Below are 16,943 nucleotides of genomic sequence, written 5' to 3' on the forward strand. Positions count from 1 at the left end.
ATTTTGCTTAAATTAAAACTCTGCCCAATCATCATCCGTACCCGTTTTCGCGTAGCTCTGTGCTGCAACTGGTTTGGCTTGTACCTGATCCGATTTATGTGTTTGGGCCGGTTTGTGCACTTGGGTCGGTTTGCTATAGGCAACACTGGCTAATTTTGCTGATGATTGATGATATGAAGCAGAGCTGCCTTCAATACTAAATACGCTCACGGTATTCATTAGCTCGTCTGCTTGCTCCATCAAGGATTCAGCTGCCGCTGCTGCTTGTTCAACCAATGCAGTGTTTTGCTGTGTAGTGTCATCCATACGAATAATGGCGTCATTGACTTGTGAAATACCCACGCTTTGCTCTTGTGAAGCCGCTGATATCTCGGCAATGATGTCTGCCACATGTTTTACCGAAGTCACAATCTCTTGCATGGTGGCACCGGCGTTTTCTACTTGCTTAGTACCTTCTGTGGTTTTGCTGACAGAATCGGTGATCAGCTCTTTAATTTCTTTGGCTGCACTGGCAGAACGTTGTGCTAGGCTACGTACTTCGCCTGCTACTACGGCAAAACCACGGCCCTGTTCACCTGCACGAGCTGCTTCTACCGCAGCGTTTAGCGCCAAGATATTGGTTTGGAAAGCAATACCGTCAATCACGCTGATAATGTCTTCAATTTTGCGTGCGCTCTCATTAATCGCGCTCATGGTATACACCACTTCACCCACGGCTTGACCGCCCTTCACTGCCACATCGGAGGCAGTAATGGCTAATTGATTGGCTTGTTTTGCGTTGTCGGCATTCTGTTTCACAGTGCTGGACAACTCATCCATGCTGGACGCTGTTTTTTCTAGATTGGCGGCTTGCTCTTCGGTACGGCGACTTAAATCGGAGTTACCTTGCGCGATTTCTTTAGCAGCCGTATTGATGGTTTCTGCAGCCACTTTTACGGTGGTGATTGGGGTCACAATCATGTCTAGGGTTTCATTCATACCCTCTACAATTTTGCGATAATCACCAAGATGACGTGAGGCATCAGCACGCACAGACACACGACCATCCCGAGCAGCATCAGCCAACAGCTGCGCATCTTCGTTCAGATTTTTTAGGTTGCTACGCACTTGCTCAATGGTTTCGTTAATAAATGCTTTTTTGCCAGGGAACTGCTCTAATGGCGCACTAAAATTACCCTCACCAAAGGCTTTGACTACCTGCATCGATTTTTGATTCATATCCAGCAAGCCAGCCATCATTTTGTTGACGGACTTAGCGAGCGTACTGAAATCACCTTTAAACATGTCGTCACGTAAGGTCATGTCTATGCTGCCTTTTTCGTGCTCGCCACTCACCCAATTCACAGACTCAATCAGGCCTTTAAGATTGCCACCAATTTTCTTGATGTTCTTGTTAATGTAGGCTTTTTCACCTGGGAATTCTTTAATATTGGCTGAGAAATCGCCGTTGCCGAACTGGCTGACACATTCCATGACCGCTTTATTCTCGTCGATATACTCATTCACCATGCTATTGACGCCAATCGCCAACAAGCGATAGTCACCGGCAAACTTGTCTGTATCTATCACAAAGTTGGTGTTACCTTTGCTGTGCTCTTCGGCCATCAAACGCATATCAGAAATAAGTGCGTGGATATTGCCACGTAGCCCTTCTACACCCTCATTGACCAAGGCCAATTTGCCTGGGAATTTCTCTAACGGCACGTCAAAGTCGCCTTTTGCAAAGCTATTGACGCAACTTGTCGTTTTGGTCATGACCGCTACATGGTTTGCCACCATACGATTGATGCCAATGGCCATATCGCGGTACGCACCTTTAAACTTGCTTACATCGATATTCGCGTCCACATTGCCTTGCTGATGTTCGGCATCCATACGTGCCATTTCACGGTCGATCTGGATAAGCGTTTCTGAGGCAAGCGCCAGTGCGCCAATGACATTGGCACCTTGATTGGAATGTGATGTATTGGCACTAAAATCACCTTCGGCAATATGTTGGGCCGCTGCCAATGCTTCTGAAGCCTCACCGCCAAGCTGACGGATGACATGCGTCACTACAGCAAATAAACCGGCTAATGCAATGCTCAATGCAATGAATGCCAATACTAAGGATTGTGTGCGTGCAGATTGCACTTGTGCAGGCACTTCAGTTTCAATGACTTTATAAGCCTTGTCATTCAATACGACTAATTCATCAATCACCGCACGGTGTTGTTGATAGGCATTTTTAAGGTTATTCAGCGCAGCATCAATACGTTTGGCATCGCCAGAACGCACGGCTGGAATCAATTGATTATCACGCACACGAATGAATGTCTCACCTGTGGGGATGAGTGATTCTGTCAGGATTTTTTTCAGCTGTGGTTGTGTCTCTACCCAGAATGCAGCGCGTTTGGTAAAGGCCTCTGACAATTGCTCGCTTTTATCAATTAAAGGCTGTAAAGGCGCATTTTTAATGGCTGCCATCTCAAGCGCAACCTGCCAAGACTCAAGCAAGTAAGCGGGTGGCGGCAGAATATCTGCCGCCAAATTTTTATGTGCCTGAATGTTTTGATAGACCTCACCATTGACCAATACTTTATCAAAAGCACGGTCTGCCATGACGCCAGCAAACGCAAACCCTAATACCATGACGCCAATCAATAACAACAGTTGCGTCTTTAATTTCAAACTGCGTAATTGGCTCATCACAATATTTTCCTTTTTCATTGTTGCCATGTTGCATCCTTAATTTCTTCAACCACTATTCAAATGTATTATGGGTGGACGCAAGCTGTTTTATATTGGCGATTAAGTAGGCTTAAACCGCTCAATTCTTGCGTCACATGCTAAAATTAAAACTCTTCCCAATCACCATCATCCGTGCCTGTCTTCATCGATACTTTGGTAGGCGCAGGTTGACTAAGTGGTTTTGATTGGACAGCTGGTTTTGATTGCATAACCGGTTTAGAGGCGCTACGCATTGGACTGTGTGTTGCACGACGATCCGTACCTACAGTATCCAACTTGAATACGCTCACCACTTCCGACAGCTGATTGGCTTGTTCCAGCAATGATTCCGCTGCAGCTGCAGCCTCTTCGACTAATGCCGCATTTTGCTGCGTCACTTCATCCATGCTGGTCACAGCTTGATTCACCTGGTCAATGCCTGTAGTTTGTTCTGCAGAAGCCGCTGCAATCTCACTGATAATGTCGGCAACACGCTGTACAGAAACCACGACTTCTTCCATCGTAGTCCCCGCGTTTTCCACCAATTTGGTGCCTTCGGCTGTTTTATTGACAGAGTCGGTAATCAGTTCTTTGATCTCTTTGGCCGCACTGGCAGAACGTTGTGCCAAGTTACGCACCTCACCCGCCACCACTGCAAAGCCACGGCCTTGCTCACCAGCACGTGCCGCTTCTACCGCAGCGTTTAATGCCAAGATATTGGTTTGGAAGGCAATACCGTCAATCACGCTGATAATGTCTTCAATTTTATGGGCGCTCTCGTTGATGCCTGTCATGGTATTCACCACTTCGGCCACCACTTGACCACCTTTGACAGCCACACCAGAGGCGGTAATCGCCAGCTGATTTGCTTGTTTTGCGTTGTCCGCATTTTGTTTAACGGTGCCAGCCAACTCTTCCATGCTGGCTGCTGTTTCTTCTAAGCTAGAGGCTTGTTGCTCTGTGCGCGCAGACAAATCGCTATTGCCGGTGGATATTTCGCCAGCGGCAGTGGCAATTGTTTCTACGGCCGCTTTAACGGCGGTAATGGGCGCCACAATCATATCCAGCGTTTGATTCACGCCTTCTACAATTTGACGGAAGTTACCTTGGTGTTGCGTGGTATCTGCGCGTTGGGTCACACGGCCTTCGGTGGCCGCTTCCGCCAGCATATTCGCATCGGTGACCAAGCGATTGATCGCATCGATACAAGTGTTTAAGTTAGTCTTAATGACATTAAAGTCGCCACTGTAATCATCGGTAATCTTCGCTGGGATATTGCCTTTAGAGATGTTCTCTACATACTCTGCAGCCATGTTCAGCGGGTTAATCACAGAGTCCAATGTAGCATTGACGCCTTCCACAATCTTACGGAAATCTCCCTGATGTTGATTTGCGTCTGCACGCGTCGCCAGCTTGCCTTCTACTGCGGCTTGCGCCAAGCGTGCAGCATCGGCAACTAAAGCATTGACTGCATCAATACAGGTATTGAGGTTATGTTTAATGGTATTAAAGTCACCACTGTAATCGTCTGTAATTTTCGCGGGGATATTGCCCTTAGAAATGCTATCCACATAGCTAGCCGCAACGTTAAGCGGGTTAATCACAGCGTCTAATGTGTCGTTAACACCTTGTACAATCTTGTAGAAATCACCTTGGTGTTTACTTGCATCGGCACGGGTAGATAAGCGACCCTCTACAGCTGCATGCGCTAACATATCGGCATCCGCTACAAGCGCTTGGATATTGGCACGTACCTGCTCAATGGCTTCATTCACAAACGCTTTTTTACCTGGGAACTGTTCCAGCTCAGCGGTCAGATTACCTTCACCAAATGCTTTCACTACTTGAATGGCTTTTTGGTTCATCTCAATATGACCCGCCACCATTTTATTGATGCCTTTGGCCATGTCTGAATAGCCGCCTTTAAAGCGTGTAGCATCTACGGTGCAGTCAATATCGCCCGCATCATGTTGCTGGCTGACATACTGCAAAGATTGCACCAAGCCGTCTAAGGTTTTTTGTAAGCTGCGGATAGAGTAAGCAACACTGGCTTTGTCATGCTCAGCCAACTCAATTTTTTGCGTTAAATGGCCTTCTACAAAGTTTTTGGCAATCACAGACAGCGCAGCTGGCTCCATGCCAAGTTGCTGCATTAAATTACGTTTGATGTAGAGACCAATGCACACCACTGCTGCCAAGATGGATCCGGCAATCACGAGTAACAGCAACACCGCGCCAGCCTTCATTTCTGCGGCTTGTTTGGCGCTAGCTTGGCCTAACTCAAAGTTGAACTCACGGTGCTCTTTGATTGCATTTTGAACTTGCTCTACCTTGATGGATGACGCCAACAAACTATCACGCGCATTATTTTTCTTATTCGCCAAAGACAGTGTGAGTACTTCACCACCCATTTGGTCGTACTCGGCCAACATGGCAAAATCTTTATCGAGATAAGCTTTATCTTTCTCGTTACTTACATTGTTTTTTTCGTAACCTTTAAGCGTAGATGTCAGCAAGTTATGTGTTTCAGCTACTTGCGTTTCAATCACTTGCATTTTGGCGCTATCGGTATTCAGCATATGCTGCCAAATCAAGCTGTTTAAGCGCTCAAATTGTGCGAGTGCACGATCCAACACTTCTACGCTCGGGGCTGAATTTTGATTTGCATAATTGGTGGTTTCGTAAATGCGGTTCATTTGAATATAGCTGACACCCGCCAGAGAAAACAACCCGACCGCTGCTAACAAAATTAGCGCATACATTCTATTGGCAACACTCATTTTTTTCTCCAAACGATATTCATTTCCAAATTTCCCAGTTAATTAGGTGTGTTATTAGTTGTCTTACTTTACTCATTTAACGACACCATTTTGTACTTTCTGAAGGCCATTTCATTACTAGAAAAGCATCGTAAATACCCCTCTTTTCCAAATCAGATGTCACCCAATGCCTGTAAACCGTTTCCCCATAAAAAATGCCCCTCAGCGTGATACTGAGAGGCATTTTTAGTTGTACTATTTTTCGATTAAATCGATCGATTAATTTAGCAATTAAGCTATCAAAATTACACCTTATTTACTCACTAATTTTTTAGTTTCTTTAGAAGCATCAGCAACCTCAGTTTTTTTCTTAGCGGCAGCATCTGCAACAGCATTACCCTTCATGTGTGCTGCAGTGGCTTCCGGGCTACCTTCTTCATAACATACGCGGCCCATCATAGACACTGTGCATACTTCCGCTGCTAGTGCTTGCTGTGTTGCTAAAGCTAAAACCAATGTTGTTAATGTTGTTGCTACTAATTTAACTGCCATAAACACTCCGTTACTAGGATTAAAAAAGGTCTAGTTATTGATCTCGTACAAATATCTCATACAAAAATCTCGTACAAAACTAAACCACTTATTAAAATTAACGGAGCGGCTCCTACAATCTTTAAGACTTTTACAATGTAGTTACAAATATTTTTTTACTCGCAATACACCATGATGCATATTGACGAAATGTCTTTGAAACCCGCGTGAATACATCATTTTTGCAACATCCCATACTGACCCATACAATAAAAAACAGCGGGCATTTAGCCCGCTGTTTTATGTCCACTGATTTGCTTGCAGATTGGTTTAAAACTCTTCCCAATCTCCGTCATCTGTACCGGTTTTCATCGATACTTTTGCTGGGGCTGGTCTTGCAACAGGTCTTGCGGTTGCCACCGGTTTTGGTGCGCTGCGCATTGGACTGCTGTGTGAACGACGCTCATGTTGAGCAGCACCTTGCAGTTTAAAGCTACTAACCACATCCATTAAGCTAACGGCTTGGTCAACGAGTGATTCAGCTGCTGCTGCTGCTTCTTCCACCAAGGCCGCATTTTGCTGTGTCACTTCGTCCATGCTGGTAATCGCGTTATTCACTTGATCAATACCAGCACTTTGCTCACTTGAAGCCGCTGAAATCTCACCCATGATGTCCGTCACACGTTGTACTGATGACACAATCTCAGTCATGGTGTTGCCAGCATTTTCAACCAGGCGTGTACCCTCTTCTACTTTGCTGACAGAGTTAGAAATTAACTCTTTGATCTCTTTTGCAGCACTGGCAGAACGTTGTGCCAAGTTGCGCACTTCACCCGCCACCACAGCAAAGCCACGGCCTTGCTCACCCGCACGTGCCGCTTCTACCGCAGCGTTTAATGCAAGAATATTGGTTTGGAAAGCAATGCCATCAATCACGCTGATAATGTCTTCAATTTTGCGTGCGCTCTCGTTAATCGCGCTCATGGTTGTCACTACGTTGCCAACCACTTCGCCACCTTTGACTGCTACACCAGAAGCCGCAGCCGCCAATTGATTGGCTTGTTTAGCGTTCTCTGCATTTTGTTTCACTGTAGATGAAAGTTGCTCCATGCTTGAAGCCGTTTCTTCTAGTGATGAAGCTTGTTGTTCAGTACGTTGTGATAAATCGTTATTGCCTGTTGAAATCTCACCGGCAGCAGTGTTAATGGTTTCGCCTGCTTCACGTACAGATAATAATACTTCTGTCATCTTATCCATGAGTGAGTTCACGCCATCGCACAAGCTAGCAATTGCACCAGACTTACCTTCTAATGGCACACGGCTTGTTAAATCGCCAGCTTTGGCAGATTCAATCACATGTTGCGTTTCTTCAACCGCAGCTTGTAACACATCAGTTGCTTTATGTTGTTCAGTAATATCAATAGCAAATTTAACCACTTTGAATGGCTTGCCATTCATATCAAGAATTGGATTGTAGCTAGCTTGTAGCCAAATATCTTGACCAGACTTGTCCACACGTTTGAACTGACCAGCTTCGAATTCTCCAGTATTCAGTTTTTGCCAAAAATGTGTGTATTCGGCAGAGCCACGATAAGTAGGCTCTACAAACATACTGTGATGTTTACCAATGACTTCAGACTCTTGATAGCCCACAGTATCTAAGAAGTTTTGATTGACTTTGGTGACATGGCCGTCCATCGTGAACTCAATCGAAGCCAAAGCACGATTAATCGAAGCCAATTGACCAGCATTATCCGCATCTAATAACTTATATTTGGTCACATCTGTTGCGTACTTCACAACTTTAAATGGCTGGCCATCCAAATTTAAAATAGGGTTGTAGACCGCTTGCAACCAAACGTCTTTTCCTGATTTGGTAATGCGCTTAAACACACCAGCATTCGCTTCGCCTTTAGCCAGTTTTTCCCAGAATGTTTTGTACTCTTGGCTATTTTTGTAGGACTCTTCTACAAATTGGCTATGGTGTTTGCCAACAACTTCATCTAGTGAATAACCCATGGCTTTAGAGAAATTATCATTGGCTTTCAGAATATTACCTTTTAAATCAAACTCAATAATCGCTTGTGTGCGGCCAATCGCACTTAACTGACCTTCGTAATCAGCATTTTTCATTTTCTCTGCGGTTATGCAATAAGAGTAGATAATGACTTTAGGGGTGGGTACATGACTACCTTGTACAGGCACATAAGTGGATTGAAACCAATACTCTTTAAGGTCTTTGGCTATACGTTTAATTTGACGCGTTTCACTTAAGCCTTTATTCAGCTTTTCCCAAAGTGCTTTGTAATTCGCACTTTGTGCCGTGCCTGGATCCAGAATCATGGTAATGTTTTTACCAATGACCTCGTCTTTGCTATAGCCTAAAGGTCCTAAGAACTGCGCATTACAGTCTAATACGATGCCATTAAAATCACATTCCATCACACCAAACGTTTCGTTTAAAGCCGCTTCACCAGCTTGTAGCATTTGGGTATGAAACTGAGATTCTGTCACATCGGTTAGGTAAGCAACCGCTTTCATGAGCTTGCCTTGTGCATCCAGCACTGGTGCAAAATAACCTTGAAACCATTTTTCTTGGCCAGCTTTATCTTGCAATTTAAATTGCCCAGTATGCGATTGTCCTTGTGCCAGTTGCGACCAGAAAGTTTGATATCCAGCATCTGCGGCTTCAGCACGACTTAACAAGACCGTATGGGCTTGTTTAACTAACTCATGTGCTTGATAACCTAATGCATTCAGTGCATTGGCGTTGACAGAAACAATCGTACCATTCGCATCATACTCAATCACGCATCTGGCTTTATCAATCTCTTTCTTCAGCGCTCGAAATTCCGCCACCTCTTCTTTCAGCTTTTGTACACTGGTGGTTTGACTGGCTAATTTATCTACAATACTGGATAACATAAAATTCCCCCTAGGCTGGATGAATATGTATTAATGGACAGCAGCGTCGATAAGTTGCATTTCTTGGCTACTCATCAGTTTTTCAATGTCCACAAGAATGAGCATGTGTTGCTCAACTGTTGCAAGTCCTACAATATATTTGGTATCAATACTGGTCACTAACGAAGGTACCTCGCGTAGCTGCTCTTCTTTTAATGCCATCACATCAGATACACCATCGACCACGATGCCCACAATACGGCCACTCAAGTTAAGAATAATCACGACTGTAAACTCGTCATATTCCACCTTGCCTAAATTAAATTTGATGCGTAAATCCACAATCGGCACGATCTTGCCGCGCAAATTGACTACTCCTTTAATAAAGTTTGGGGTATTCGCAATTTGCGTCACTGCGTCGTAACCGCGGATTTCTTGTACTTTGAGAATTTCCAGTCCGTATTGCTCTGTGCCTAGCACAAAAGTTAAATACTCACCTGCGGCGCTCTTAATGCCTGCGCTCGTGTTGGTGGAAACCGCTTCAGTATTCGTGTTCATTGCATTCACTCCTTATGCATTCGCTGGATTTGAAATGGAGGGGACAGCTTGATGCGAAAAAGTCGCAGCCCCAGTAATATAATTGGTGGTTTGGCCCATCTGAATAATCGCAGGCACATCCAAAATAAGCGCTACTGAGCCATCGCCCATGATGGTAGCGCCGGATACGCCTGGTACTTTCTTAAAGTTGGTTTCCAAACTCTTAATCACCACTTGCTGCTGACCCACTAAACGATCGACAAACAAGGCTGATTTTTTACCATCCGCTTCAATGAGCACTAAGACGCCTTGTGTTGGATCTGTAATGTCGGTGTGATGATTGAATAAGCGATGCAGCGCAATAATAGGCAAATATTCACCACGCACATGCACCATATAGCCTTCACCTGTGACTGTTTTAATGTCTTCTGCTTTAGGTTGTAATGTCTCCACAATTAAGTTGAGCGGCACTACATAGACGCTATGACCAAGTGAGACAGACATACCATCTAAAATAGCAAGCGTCAGTGGTAACGCAATCGAAATTGTCGTACCAAAGCCTAAAGCAGAACGAATCTCGACCACACCACCCATGGCAGTAATGTTTCGTTTCACCACGTCCATCCCTACACCTCGGCCAGACACATCGGTCACGACTTCAGCAGTTGAGAAACCTGGCGCAAAGATCAGTGAATACACGTCGCTATCCGACATGTTCTCATTGACAGCTAAGCCATTGGACTGGGCTTTGGCTAAGATTCTGTCGCGGTTTAAGCCTGCTCCGTCGTCTGTCACTTCAATCACAATGCTGCCGCCTTTGTGTGCTGCAGATAATGTCAACACACCGGTTTCTGATTTACCTGCGGCTCTACGTTTTTCTGGTGTTTCAATACCGTGATCCACACTGTTACGCACTAAATGCGTTAATGGATCGACGATACGCTCGATCAAGCCTTTGTCTAATTCTGTGGTTGCACCAATGGTGACAAACTCTACTTTCTTGTTCAACTTGCCTGCTAAATCGCGCACCATGCGTGGGAAGCGTGAGAACACGAAGTCCATTGGCATCATACGAATCGACATCACAGACTCTTGCAAATCGCGTGTATTGCGTGTGAGCTGACCAACGCTATTGATTAAGGCCTCGTTCTGCACTGGATCCAATGCGTTCACACGCTGCTCGATCATGGCTTGAGTAATGACCAGCTCGCCAACTAAGTTAATCAGTTGATCGACTTTTTCAATCCCGACACGAATCGATGTCGTTTCCGCATTGGCTGGCGCTTTGTCAGACTCGCGTCTGGCTAATGTACGTTTCTCTGCTGGCTCTGCGCTACCTGCAGCTGGTTTAGCCGCTTCCGCTTTGGCCTCGACAGTAACAGCACTGGCACCTGCATTTTCAGCCGTCAATTTAGTGTCGTCACCAATGAGCTGCGCTTTCTCTGCATCTGGATGTGGTTTGAATGGCGCAAAGAAACCGTAGCCTTCTTCTTGGCTCTCTTTACCATCTTCGGCAAACAAGCCATAGCCAACCTCTTCCTCTACTTTCACTTTACCATTGGCAACGGGCTCTGGCTCAGCTTCGACTTCAGCAGGTGCTGAGGGAGCAGGAGCAGCCACGGCAGCTTCAGGTGCAGCACCTGGCGCATTGCCCAAGGTAATGACCAAATCATCCGGATCTAAAATAAAGGAACAGATAGAAACGATGTCATCTTGTGTGGAATCAGTAATTAAGGTCAATACGTAGCGATCATTGGCACCTTTTGCCGCTGTCACCTCACCTAATAGCGCTAATTCATCTTTAATATTGGATAAATCTTTTTCTGAAATTTCTGGCAATGCCACATTAAACACTTGGTGGCCTGGTGGTAAATCGATGGCGATATCTGCCGCAACAACCGGTGCTGGCGCTGCCGCAATAGGCGCGGGCGTTTCAACAACTGGCGCAGTCTGTGGTGCTGGCGCGGCTTGTTGAGCTGGTGCATCTTGGCTTGCCTCAGACAATGATTTCAATACCATTTTGACATCAGCCACTTGGTCTTGATCTACATCTGTCGCATGGCGATGTCCATCCAGCTCCATTTTCAACACATCTTTGGCAGCCAAAAATGCGTCTACATGTTCACCGGTCAATTTCATTTCATTCTTACGAATTTTATCCAACAGGTTTTCCAGCACATGCGTAATTTCAGCCATGTCCATAAAACCAAATGTTGCAGCGCCACCTTTAATGGAGTGCGCTGCTCTAAAAATCGCATTTAAATCTTCTGTATCGGGCTGATCAATATCAATCCCTAGTAACAGGCGTTCTGCTTCAGCAAGCAGCTCATCTGCTTCATCAAAGAAGACCTCATAAAACTGACTCATGTCTATTGTCATTGTGGTACCCCGTTTTTCATTGTGTACGTCCGGCTTGCATCTATTAAACTCGCCCAACGTTGCGGATATCTCTTCATCTCTATACTTTATGAACCAATTACTTTTTGTACAACTTCGATCAAACGCTTCGGATCGAACGGTTTAACTAACCAGCCATTGGCGCCAGCAGCTTTACCCTTAGCCTTCATTTCGTCGCTAGACTCAGTGGTTAGCATCAAAATAGGCACCTTTTGGTATGAACCCAATCCGCGTAAATTTTTAATTAAAGTCAGGCCATCCATAATCGGCATATTTTGATCAGTCAGCACAAGGTCTACTGTTTTTTCTTTGGCTTTGTTTAAGCCATCTTGTCCGTCTACCGCTTGCAACACATCGTAACCAGCAGCTTTAAGGCTAAATGCCACCATTTGACGAAGTGAACCGGAGTCATCGACTGCTAAAATTGTTTTTGCCATTTCGTACTCGCTTTTATTTTGTTAAAAATTACTACCCAAAAAATAGAGTGATACTTGTGCCTAGAACAAATCAATATCGCCGGTGGCCATATCTTTTTGTCCCACTGCTTTTCTTAAATTGCCTGAAAGTGCATGACTACCAGCATGCAAAATGTCGTTGATATTGACCAAAAACTTGGCAATATCATCATGCTCACGCTGTGCGTCCATGTCATACCCATGTTCAGATAGCTCTTGTAATAGCGCTTTCAAACCATTCACACGATTGATCGTGCGGTGTAATAATTGACTCGTCATGTCTTGAAACTGCATACCCGTCACCACTGAATTTACTTCATTACCAATCTTTTCCTCATATTCTTCAATTGCAAAAGTCATGGCTTCATCTAACTGGCCAGAGGTCACCAATAAATTATGTTGGTGTGCAATCAAGTCATGAATCTTCATAAAACTGGTGCTGAGTTTCTCAATCGCTTCATTCAATAAAAAAGCGGTTTGCTGTAGATCAGATTCCACTTCGACCAAATGCTGATTACCGTGGTTAGCCACGGCTGTCAAAAGCGTTCTTAACTCATTGATGGGTAATTTATTCATTTCCATAACATCATGCCTCATTGCACTTCATCTCAATTTGTTGAATACCGTTGTAAAACCAGCTTAATTGTTGCACTACTTTGGCGATACAATACCCGCTGGCAATACCACACCAGCCTGATTACTCGTTATATCCGCATGCTCACTCTCTGCATCTTTCAGTGCATCTTCTTCTGCTTGCTTATTCATTACCACCAAGCTAATACGTCGATTGGTAGGATTAAATGGATTCTCTTTATCATATAAAGACGCAGAAGCCAGCCCCACTACGCGGAGTAGTTTTGACTCATCCATACCGCCTGCAATCAGTTCGCGGCGTGAAGAGTTCGCACGATCAGAAGACAGTTCCCAATTGCTATACCCTTTGTCGCCATTCGGATAAGGTGCAGCATCGGTGTGCCCAGATAAACTGATTTTGTTTTGCACGCCATTCAACATTTTGCCAATTTCATGGAGAATCTCTTTAGCATACGGCTGCAAATCAGCTTTAGACGATTCAAACATCGGACGATTCTGTTCATCTAAGATTTGAATACGCAGGCCTTCAGGCGTAATGTCTAACATCAACTGACTTTTGAATTTCTTTAAGGTCTCGCTTTGATCAATCGTTTGCTCAATCTTTTGTTTCAAATCTTCTAATTTCGCTTGCTCCGCTTTTTTCAATGCTTCTTTTGCATCTTCAATCGTGACTGTTTTCTGCTTACCTGGCGGGCCATCCACTGGTTTGACCTGGCCTTGTTTTTTGGTGATGTCTCTACCACCCGTGTTTTTAATCGCTGAATCCGTGACGCCCATCGCAGGGCCGCCCATCATGGCGACCTTCAATGGTGTTTTAAAGTATTCTGCAATGCCTTCTTTCTGCGCTTTAGAGGTAGACCCCAACAGCCACATCAAAAGAAAGAACGCCATCATGGCTGTCACAAAGTCAGCATAGGCAATTTTCCATGCACCACCATGGTGGCCACCACCACTTTTTTTAATCTTCTTAACAATAATCGGTGCAATACGATCTTCAGCCATAACTGCTTCCTCTAACTATCTATTACGTCAATTCAATCGAATTATTTAGCTGCTCTAGCTTGTTTTACATGGTCTTCAAGTTCCGCAAAACCAGGACGCTCTGTGGAGTACAGCACTTTACGGCCAAACTCAACGGCAATGGCTGGCGCATAGCCATTCAAGCTTGCCAACAGCGTCACTTTGACGGTCTGGAACATCTTGCTGGACTCTTCTAATTTCTGCTCAAGCAAACCAGATAACGGGCCAACAAAACCATAAGCCAACAGAATCCCCAAGAATGTCCCCACCAATGCGTGCGCAATCAAAATACCTAATTCAGCTGGCGGCAATGCAACGTTTTCCATGGTATGCACTACCCCCATCACTGCAGCCACAATACCAAAAGCGGGCAAGCCATCGCCTAGTTTGGCAATACAATGCGCAGGCACATGGCCTTCCATATGGTGTGTTTCAATCTCGTTATCCATTAAGTTTTCCACTTGGAATGCATCCATATTGCCGGACACCATCAAGCGTAAATAATCGGTAATAAACTCAACCAAATGATGGTCGTGCAGGATTTTTGGGTATTTGTTGAACAAGGCACTGGATTCAGGATCCTCGACGTCCTTTTCGATTGACATCATGCCTTCTTTACGGATTTTGCTAAGAATCTCAAACAAGAGCGCTAACAAATCCATGTACAGGGATTTGGTATATTTGGAGCCTTTAAAGATAGTAGGGAGTGCTTTTAATGTGGCTTTGAGTGCTTTTGTGTCGTTGCCTACAATAAATGCACCGACTGCACCACCAAAAATCATCAGCACCTCCAGCGGCTGCCATAAGCCACCCAAGTGCCCTCCCGCCAGCGCATAGCCACCAAAAATGGTGCCGCACACTACGATGTAACCAATAATGACAAACATGTTATCGTCTCCGAACAGCCAATAGAAAACTTCTTAAATTGGTATCAGAATAACAAGTGCGGACAAAAATCAATTGAGGGAATAAAGGGCATTTTTCAGGCTTTTAATCCTGTTCATCCGTGATGCTTTAAATAGGCACTATGTATTGCTGGAAGGATTGGGAACTTACGAGAAGCGTGTAATGACGCAGCTTTAACGCTTAGTGGCTAACAGTTATGCCATGCGCCACACAAACAAGTCAGGTGTAGTATCGCCGGTCTGAATAATCTGCTCTGGCATGACATTGGGAATATCAAACTCAAGGCTGACCAACAGTGTGTCTTGACGCATTTCTTGGCTGGCTTTTTCCCACAATTGAGTCATCGCTGCGGGTGATAAGTAGGCAAATACAACGTCATAGTCTGCAAAATTTAAGGCGTGATAACTACCCAGTGTAAAGGTGGCTCGCGAGCCTTTCAAATAAGCTCTTACTTTGCTGATCAACCAAGGTAATGGTGCAATTTCAATGCCTTCGACCATATCATTGGGGCGGTGCTGCGCAATGTAGGTGGAGACATCACCCAAGCCGCTGCCAATATCGATCATGCGTAAAGCATGGTGTGGACGATGTTGTTGCATCAAGCTGTGCAATGCTTGCCATACGGCAGGACGGGAAGGATAAAACGGGACTTGTGTTTTAAATGTGGTCCAATACAGGGCCATGGTCACCACAAATCCAATGAAATATACGCTGCTGGGCACATGCAAAATGGACATCAGCCATAACGCCAGCGGGAAGAAAAAGTGAATCCAGCGCCACCATACTGCCATGCCTACACAGGTGGCAATAAACGTAGCAAACATGGACTGCAACAAGACCAAAGAGAACACATAAAACGTCATGTCAGCTGTTAACATTGCGCTCTCAGCCGGTGCACTCATTTTGGCGTACATCAATATCACACCAAATGCGGCAGACTGTACTAACAGTGCTAATAGCGAAGGCGTCTTACTAAGGCTTTGCAACGCACGCTGATACCAAGCAGTGTCTTCAAAAAATGTGTCTGGACGGTGTTGGCTATGAAGTTGCATTTGCGCTCGCCTCAATCATTCAATCTATACAATTAAGCTGTCATAGAAACTAATTTGTAGCTTAACTCTTTGGCTTTTTTGGTTTTGCCTGCACGTGAAGGCACATGGCATAAGTTACATACATAGTGTTGATTCAAGTCGTAGGTGTTCACAATAAAGTTGCCACCGCAGCAGTTACATGCATTGAGTTTCAACATTTTGCTTTCTACAAAGCGTACCAAGGTCCAGGCACGTGTCAGTGAAAGCACTGGCTCTACATCTGCATCTGTTTGGCCATCAGTCACTTGTTGCAAGTACAAACCGTAGGCTTTGATGATGGCTTGAATACCGCTTACATCTGCGTAATCCACCATGAATTTATAGATATTATAAAAAATGGAAGAGTGGATATTTGGCTGCCAAGTTAAGAACCAATCGGTTGAGAATGGCAACATCCCTTTTGGAGGTGAGCAGCCTTTCATTTCTTTATAGAGTTTAATCAAGCGCTCGCGCGATAATGTGGTTTGTGATTCTAGGAGCTGTAAACGCGCGCCTAAACGAATCATTTCCATGGCCAATTGAATTTGTTCTGCCTCATTGACTACGCTTTTCTTTTGCATGATAAACCCCTTATTCCTTAATATCTTTTAGAGATCGAATGTCTCAAAAACTAAGCCATTGCATCGGCAGTTTGGCCTGCCATCAACACTGCTGTATGTAGGTGTGCTTGTGCACGATCTTTAGTGTAGTTAGTCAACATGCCTAAAATATCGCTATCATCAAAACGGAAGCGTGCTAACATCATGTTGGTATTACACAATTTTAGAAGTTGTAAGTTGCTCAAGCCTTCTAACAAGTCTGCAATGTCTTTGCTGATACCTAAACGGAAAATTGCTGTTGCTTTATCGGAACGAATTAATTGTTGTGCCAACATTAAGTAGTTAAGGTTTGCATCTTTAATCTCTAACATCATTTCTTCTTGATTCATGATTGACCCCATTCTTGTCTGGTTAACTTTAAAAACATGTTGTGTTGCGTTAGGCGTACTTTGAACTTATTGATGCCTAGCAACAATTGGGGTTTGTCGGTTAATTACGTAA

Annotated in this window: 13 protein-coding genes; all 13 read right to left on the minus strand. The window is 44.6% G+C overall.

Going from position 1 to position 16,943, the window contains the following annotated elements; genetic code table 11:
• Positions 1–12 precede the first annotated feature (12 nt).
• Positions 13–2,718, minus strand: a complete 2,706-nt coding sequence (locus tag FG11_RS05995; protein ID WP_052184960.1) for a methyl-accepting chemotaxis protein — start codon at positions 2,716–2,718, stop codon at positions 13–15.
• A gap of 116 nt (positions 2,719–2,834) precedes the next feature.
• Positions 2,835–5,489 carry a methyl-accepting chemotaxis protein gene (locus FG11_RS06000; RefSeq protein ID WP_047533808.1) on the minus strand — a complete coding sequence of 885 codons (2,655 nt, stop codon included), beginning with the start codon at positions 5,487–5,489 and terminating at the stop codon, positions 2,835–2,837.
• A gap of 291 nt (positions 5,490–5,780) precedes the next feature.
• The gene (locus FG11_RS06005; RefSeq protein WP_020182151.1) at positions 5,781–6,020 is read right to left on the minus strand and encodes a hypothetical protein; all 240 of its coding nucleotides are present in this window, start codon (positions 6,018–6,020) and stop codon (positions 5,781–5,783) included.
• Between the two features lie 309 nt (positions 6,021–6,329).
• Positions 6,330–8,924 carry a methyl-accepting chemotaxis protein gene (locus FG11_RS06010; RefSeq protein WP_047533810.1) on the minus strand — a complete coding sequence of 865 codons (2,595 nt, stop codon included), beginning with the start codon at positions 8,922–8,924 and terminating at the stop codon, positions 6,330–6,332.
• A gap of 30 nt (positions 8,925–8,954) precedes the next feature.
• The gene (locus tag FG11_RS06015) at positions 8,955–9,461 is read right to left on the minus strand and encodes a chemotaxis protein CheW (RefSeq protein WP_047533812.1); all 507 of its coding nucleotides are present in this window, start codon (positions 9,459–9,461) and stop codon (positions 8,955–8,957) included.
• A 12-nt stretch (positions 9,462–9,473) separates the two neighbouring features.
• Positions 9,474–11,819, minus strand: a complete 2,346-nt coding sequence (cheA, locus tag FG11_RS06020) for a chemotaxis protein CheA (protein WP_047533814.1) — start codon at positions 11,817–11,819, stop codon at positions 9,474–9,476.
• Between the two features lie 86 nt (positions 11,820–11,905).
• The gene (locus FG11_RS06025; RefSeq protein WP_020182155.1) at positions 11,906–12,274 is read right to left on the minus strand and encodes a response regulator; all 369 of its coding nucleotides are present in this window, start codon (positions 12,272–12,274) and stop codon (positions 11,906–11,908) included.
• Between the two features lie 60 nt (positions 12,275–12,334).
• Entirely contained in the window at positions 12,335–12,874 is a 540-nt protein-coding gene (locus FG11_RS06030) for a hypothetical protein (protein WP_020182156.1), read from the minus strand.
• Between the two features lie 69 nt (positions 12,875–12,943).
• Positions 12,944–13,888 (minus strand): flagellar motor protein MotB, encoded by a 945-nt coding sequence (gene motB / locus FG11_RS06035; RefSeq protein WP_020182157.1) that lies wholly within the window; start codon positions 13,886–13,888, stop codon positions 12,944–12,946.
• Between the two features lie 41 nt (positions 13,889–13,929).
• Entirely contained in the window at positions 13,930–14,793 is an 864-nt protein-coding gene (motA, locus tag FG11_RS06040; protein WP_020182158.1) for a flagellar motor stator protein MotA, read from the minus strand.
• A gap of 213 nt (positions 14,794–15,006) precedes the next feature.
• Complete coding sequence (locus tag FG11_RS06045; protein WP_052184961.1) at positions 15,007–15,864, minus strand: class I SAM-dependent methyltransferase; 858 nt, start codon at positions 15,862–15,864, stop codon at positions 15,007–15,009.
• Between the two features lie 32 nt (positions 15,865–15,896).
• Positions 15,897–16,463, minus strand: a complete 567-nt coding sequence (flhC, locus tag FG11_RS06050) for a flagellar transcriptional regulator FlhC (protein WP_020182160.1) — start codon at positions 16,461–16,463, stop codon at positions 15,897–15,899.
• Positions 16,464–16,513: 50 nt separating this feature from the next.
• Entirely contained in the window at positions 16,514–16,831 is a 318-nt protein-coding gene (flhD, locus tag FG11_RS06055) for a flagellar transcriptional regulator FlhD (RefSeq protein WP_020182161.1), read from the minus strand.
• Between the last annotated feature and the right edge of the window lie 112 nt (positions 16,832–16,943).

Source organism: Methylotenera sp. N17 (assembly GCF_000799155.1).
Taxonomy (GTDB): domain Bacteria; phylum Pseudomonadota; class Gammaproteobacteria; order Burkholderiales; family Methylophilaceae; genus Methylophilus.

Bases quoted from the DNA above. Each gene is read 5' to 3' on its own strand.
- FG11_RS05995 (WP_052184960.1), bottom strand. From the start codon at position 2,718: ATGGCAACAATGAAAAAGGAAAATATTGTGATGAGCCAATTACGCAGT.
- FG11_RS06000 (WP_047533808.1), bottom strand. From the start codon at position 5,489: ATGAGTGTTGCCAATAGAATGTATGCGCTAATTTTGTTAGCAGCGGTC.
- FG11_RS06005 (WP_020182151.1), bottom strand. From the start codon at position 6,020: ATGGCAGTTAAATTAGTAGCAACAACATTAACAACATTGGTTTTAGCT.
- FG11_RS06010 (WP_047533810.1), bottom strand. From the start codon at position 8,924: ATGTTATCCAGTATTGTAGATAAATTAGCCAGTCAAACCACCAGTGTA.
- FG11_RS06015 (WP_047533812.1), bottom strand. From the start codon at position 9,461: ATGAACACGAATACTGAAGCGGTTTCCACCAACACGAGCGCAGGCATT.
- cheA (WP_047533814.1), bottom strand. From the start codon at position 11,819: ATGACAATAGACATGAGTCAGTTTTATGAGGTCTTCTTTGATGAAGCA.
- FG11_RS06025 (WP_020182155.1), bottom strand. From the start codon at position 12,274: ATGGCAAAAACAATTTTAGCAGTCGATGACTCCGGTTCACTTCGTCAA.
- FG11_RS06030 (WP_020182156.1), bottom strand. From the start codon at position 12,874: ATGGAAATGAATAAATTACCCATCAATGAGTTAAGAACGCTTTTGACA.
- motB (WP_020182157.1), bottom strand. From the start codon at position 13,888: ATGGCTGAAGATCGTATTGCACCGATTATTGTTAAGAAGATTAAAAAA.
- motA (WP_020182158.1), bottom strand. From the start codon at position 14,793: ATGTTTGTCATTATTGGTTACATCGTAGTGTGCGGCACCATTTTTGGT.
- FG11_RS06045 (WP_052184961.1), bottom strand. From the start codon at position 15,864: ATGCAACTTCATAGCCAACACCGTCCAGACACATTTTTTGAAGACACT.
- flhC (WP_020182160.1), bottom strand. From the start codon at position 16,463: ATGCAAAAGAAAAGCGTAGTCAATGAGGCAGAACAAATTCAATTGGCC.
- flhD (WP_020182161.1), bottom strand. From the start codon at position 16,831: ATGAATCAAGAAGAAATGATGTTAGAGATTAAAGATGCAAACCTTAAC.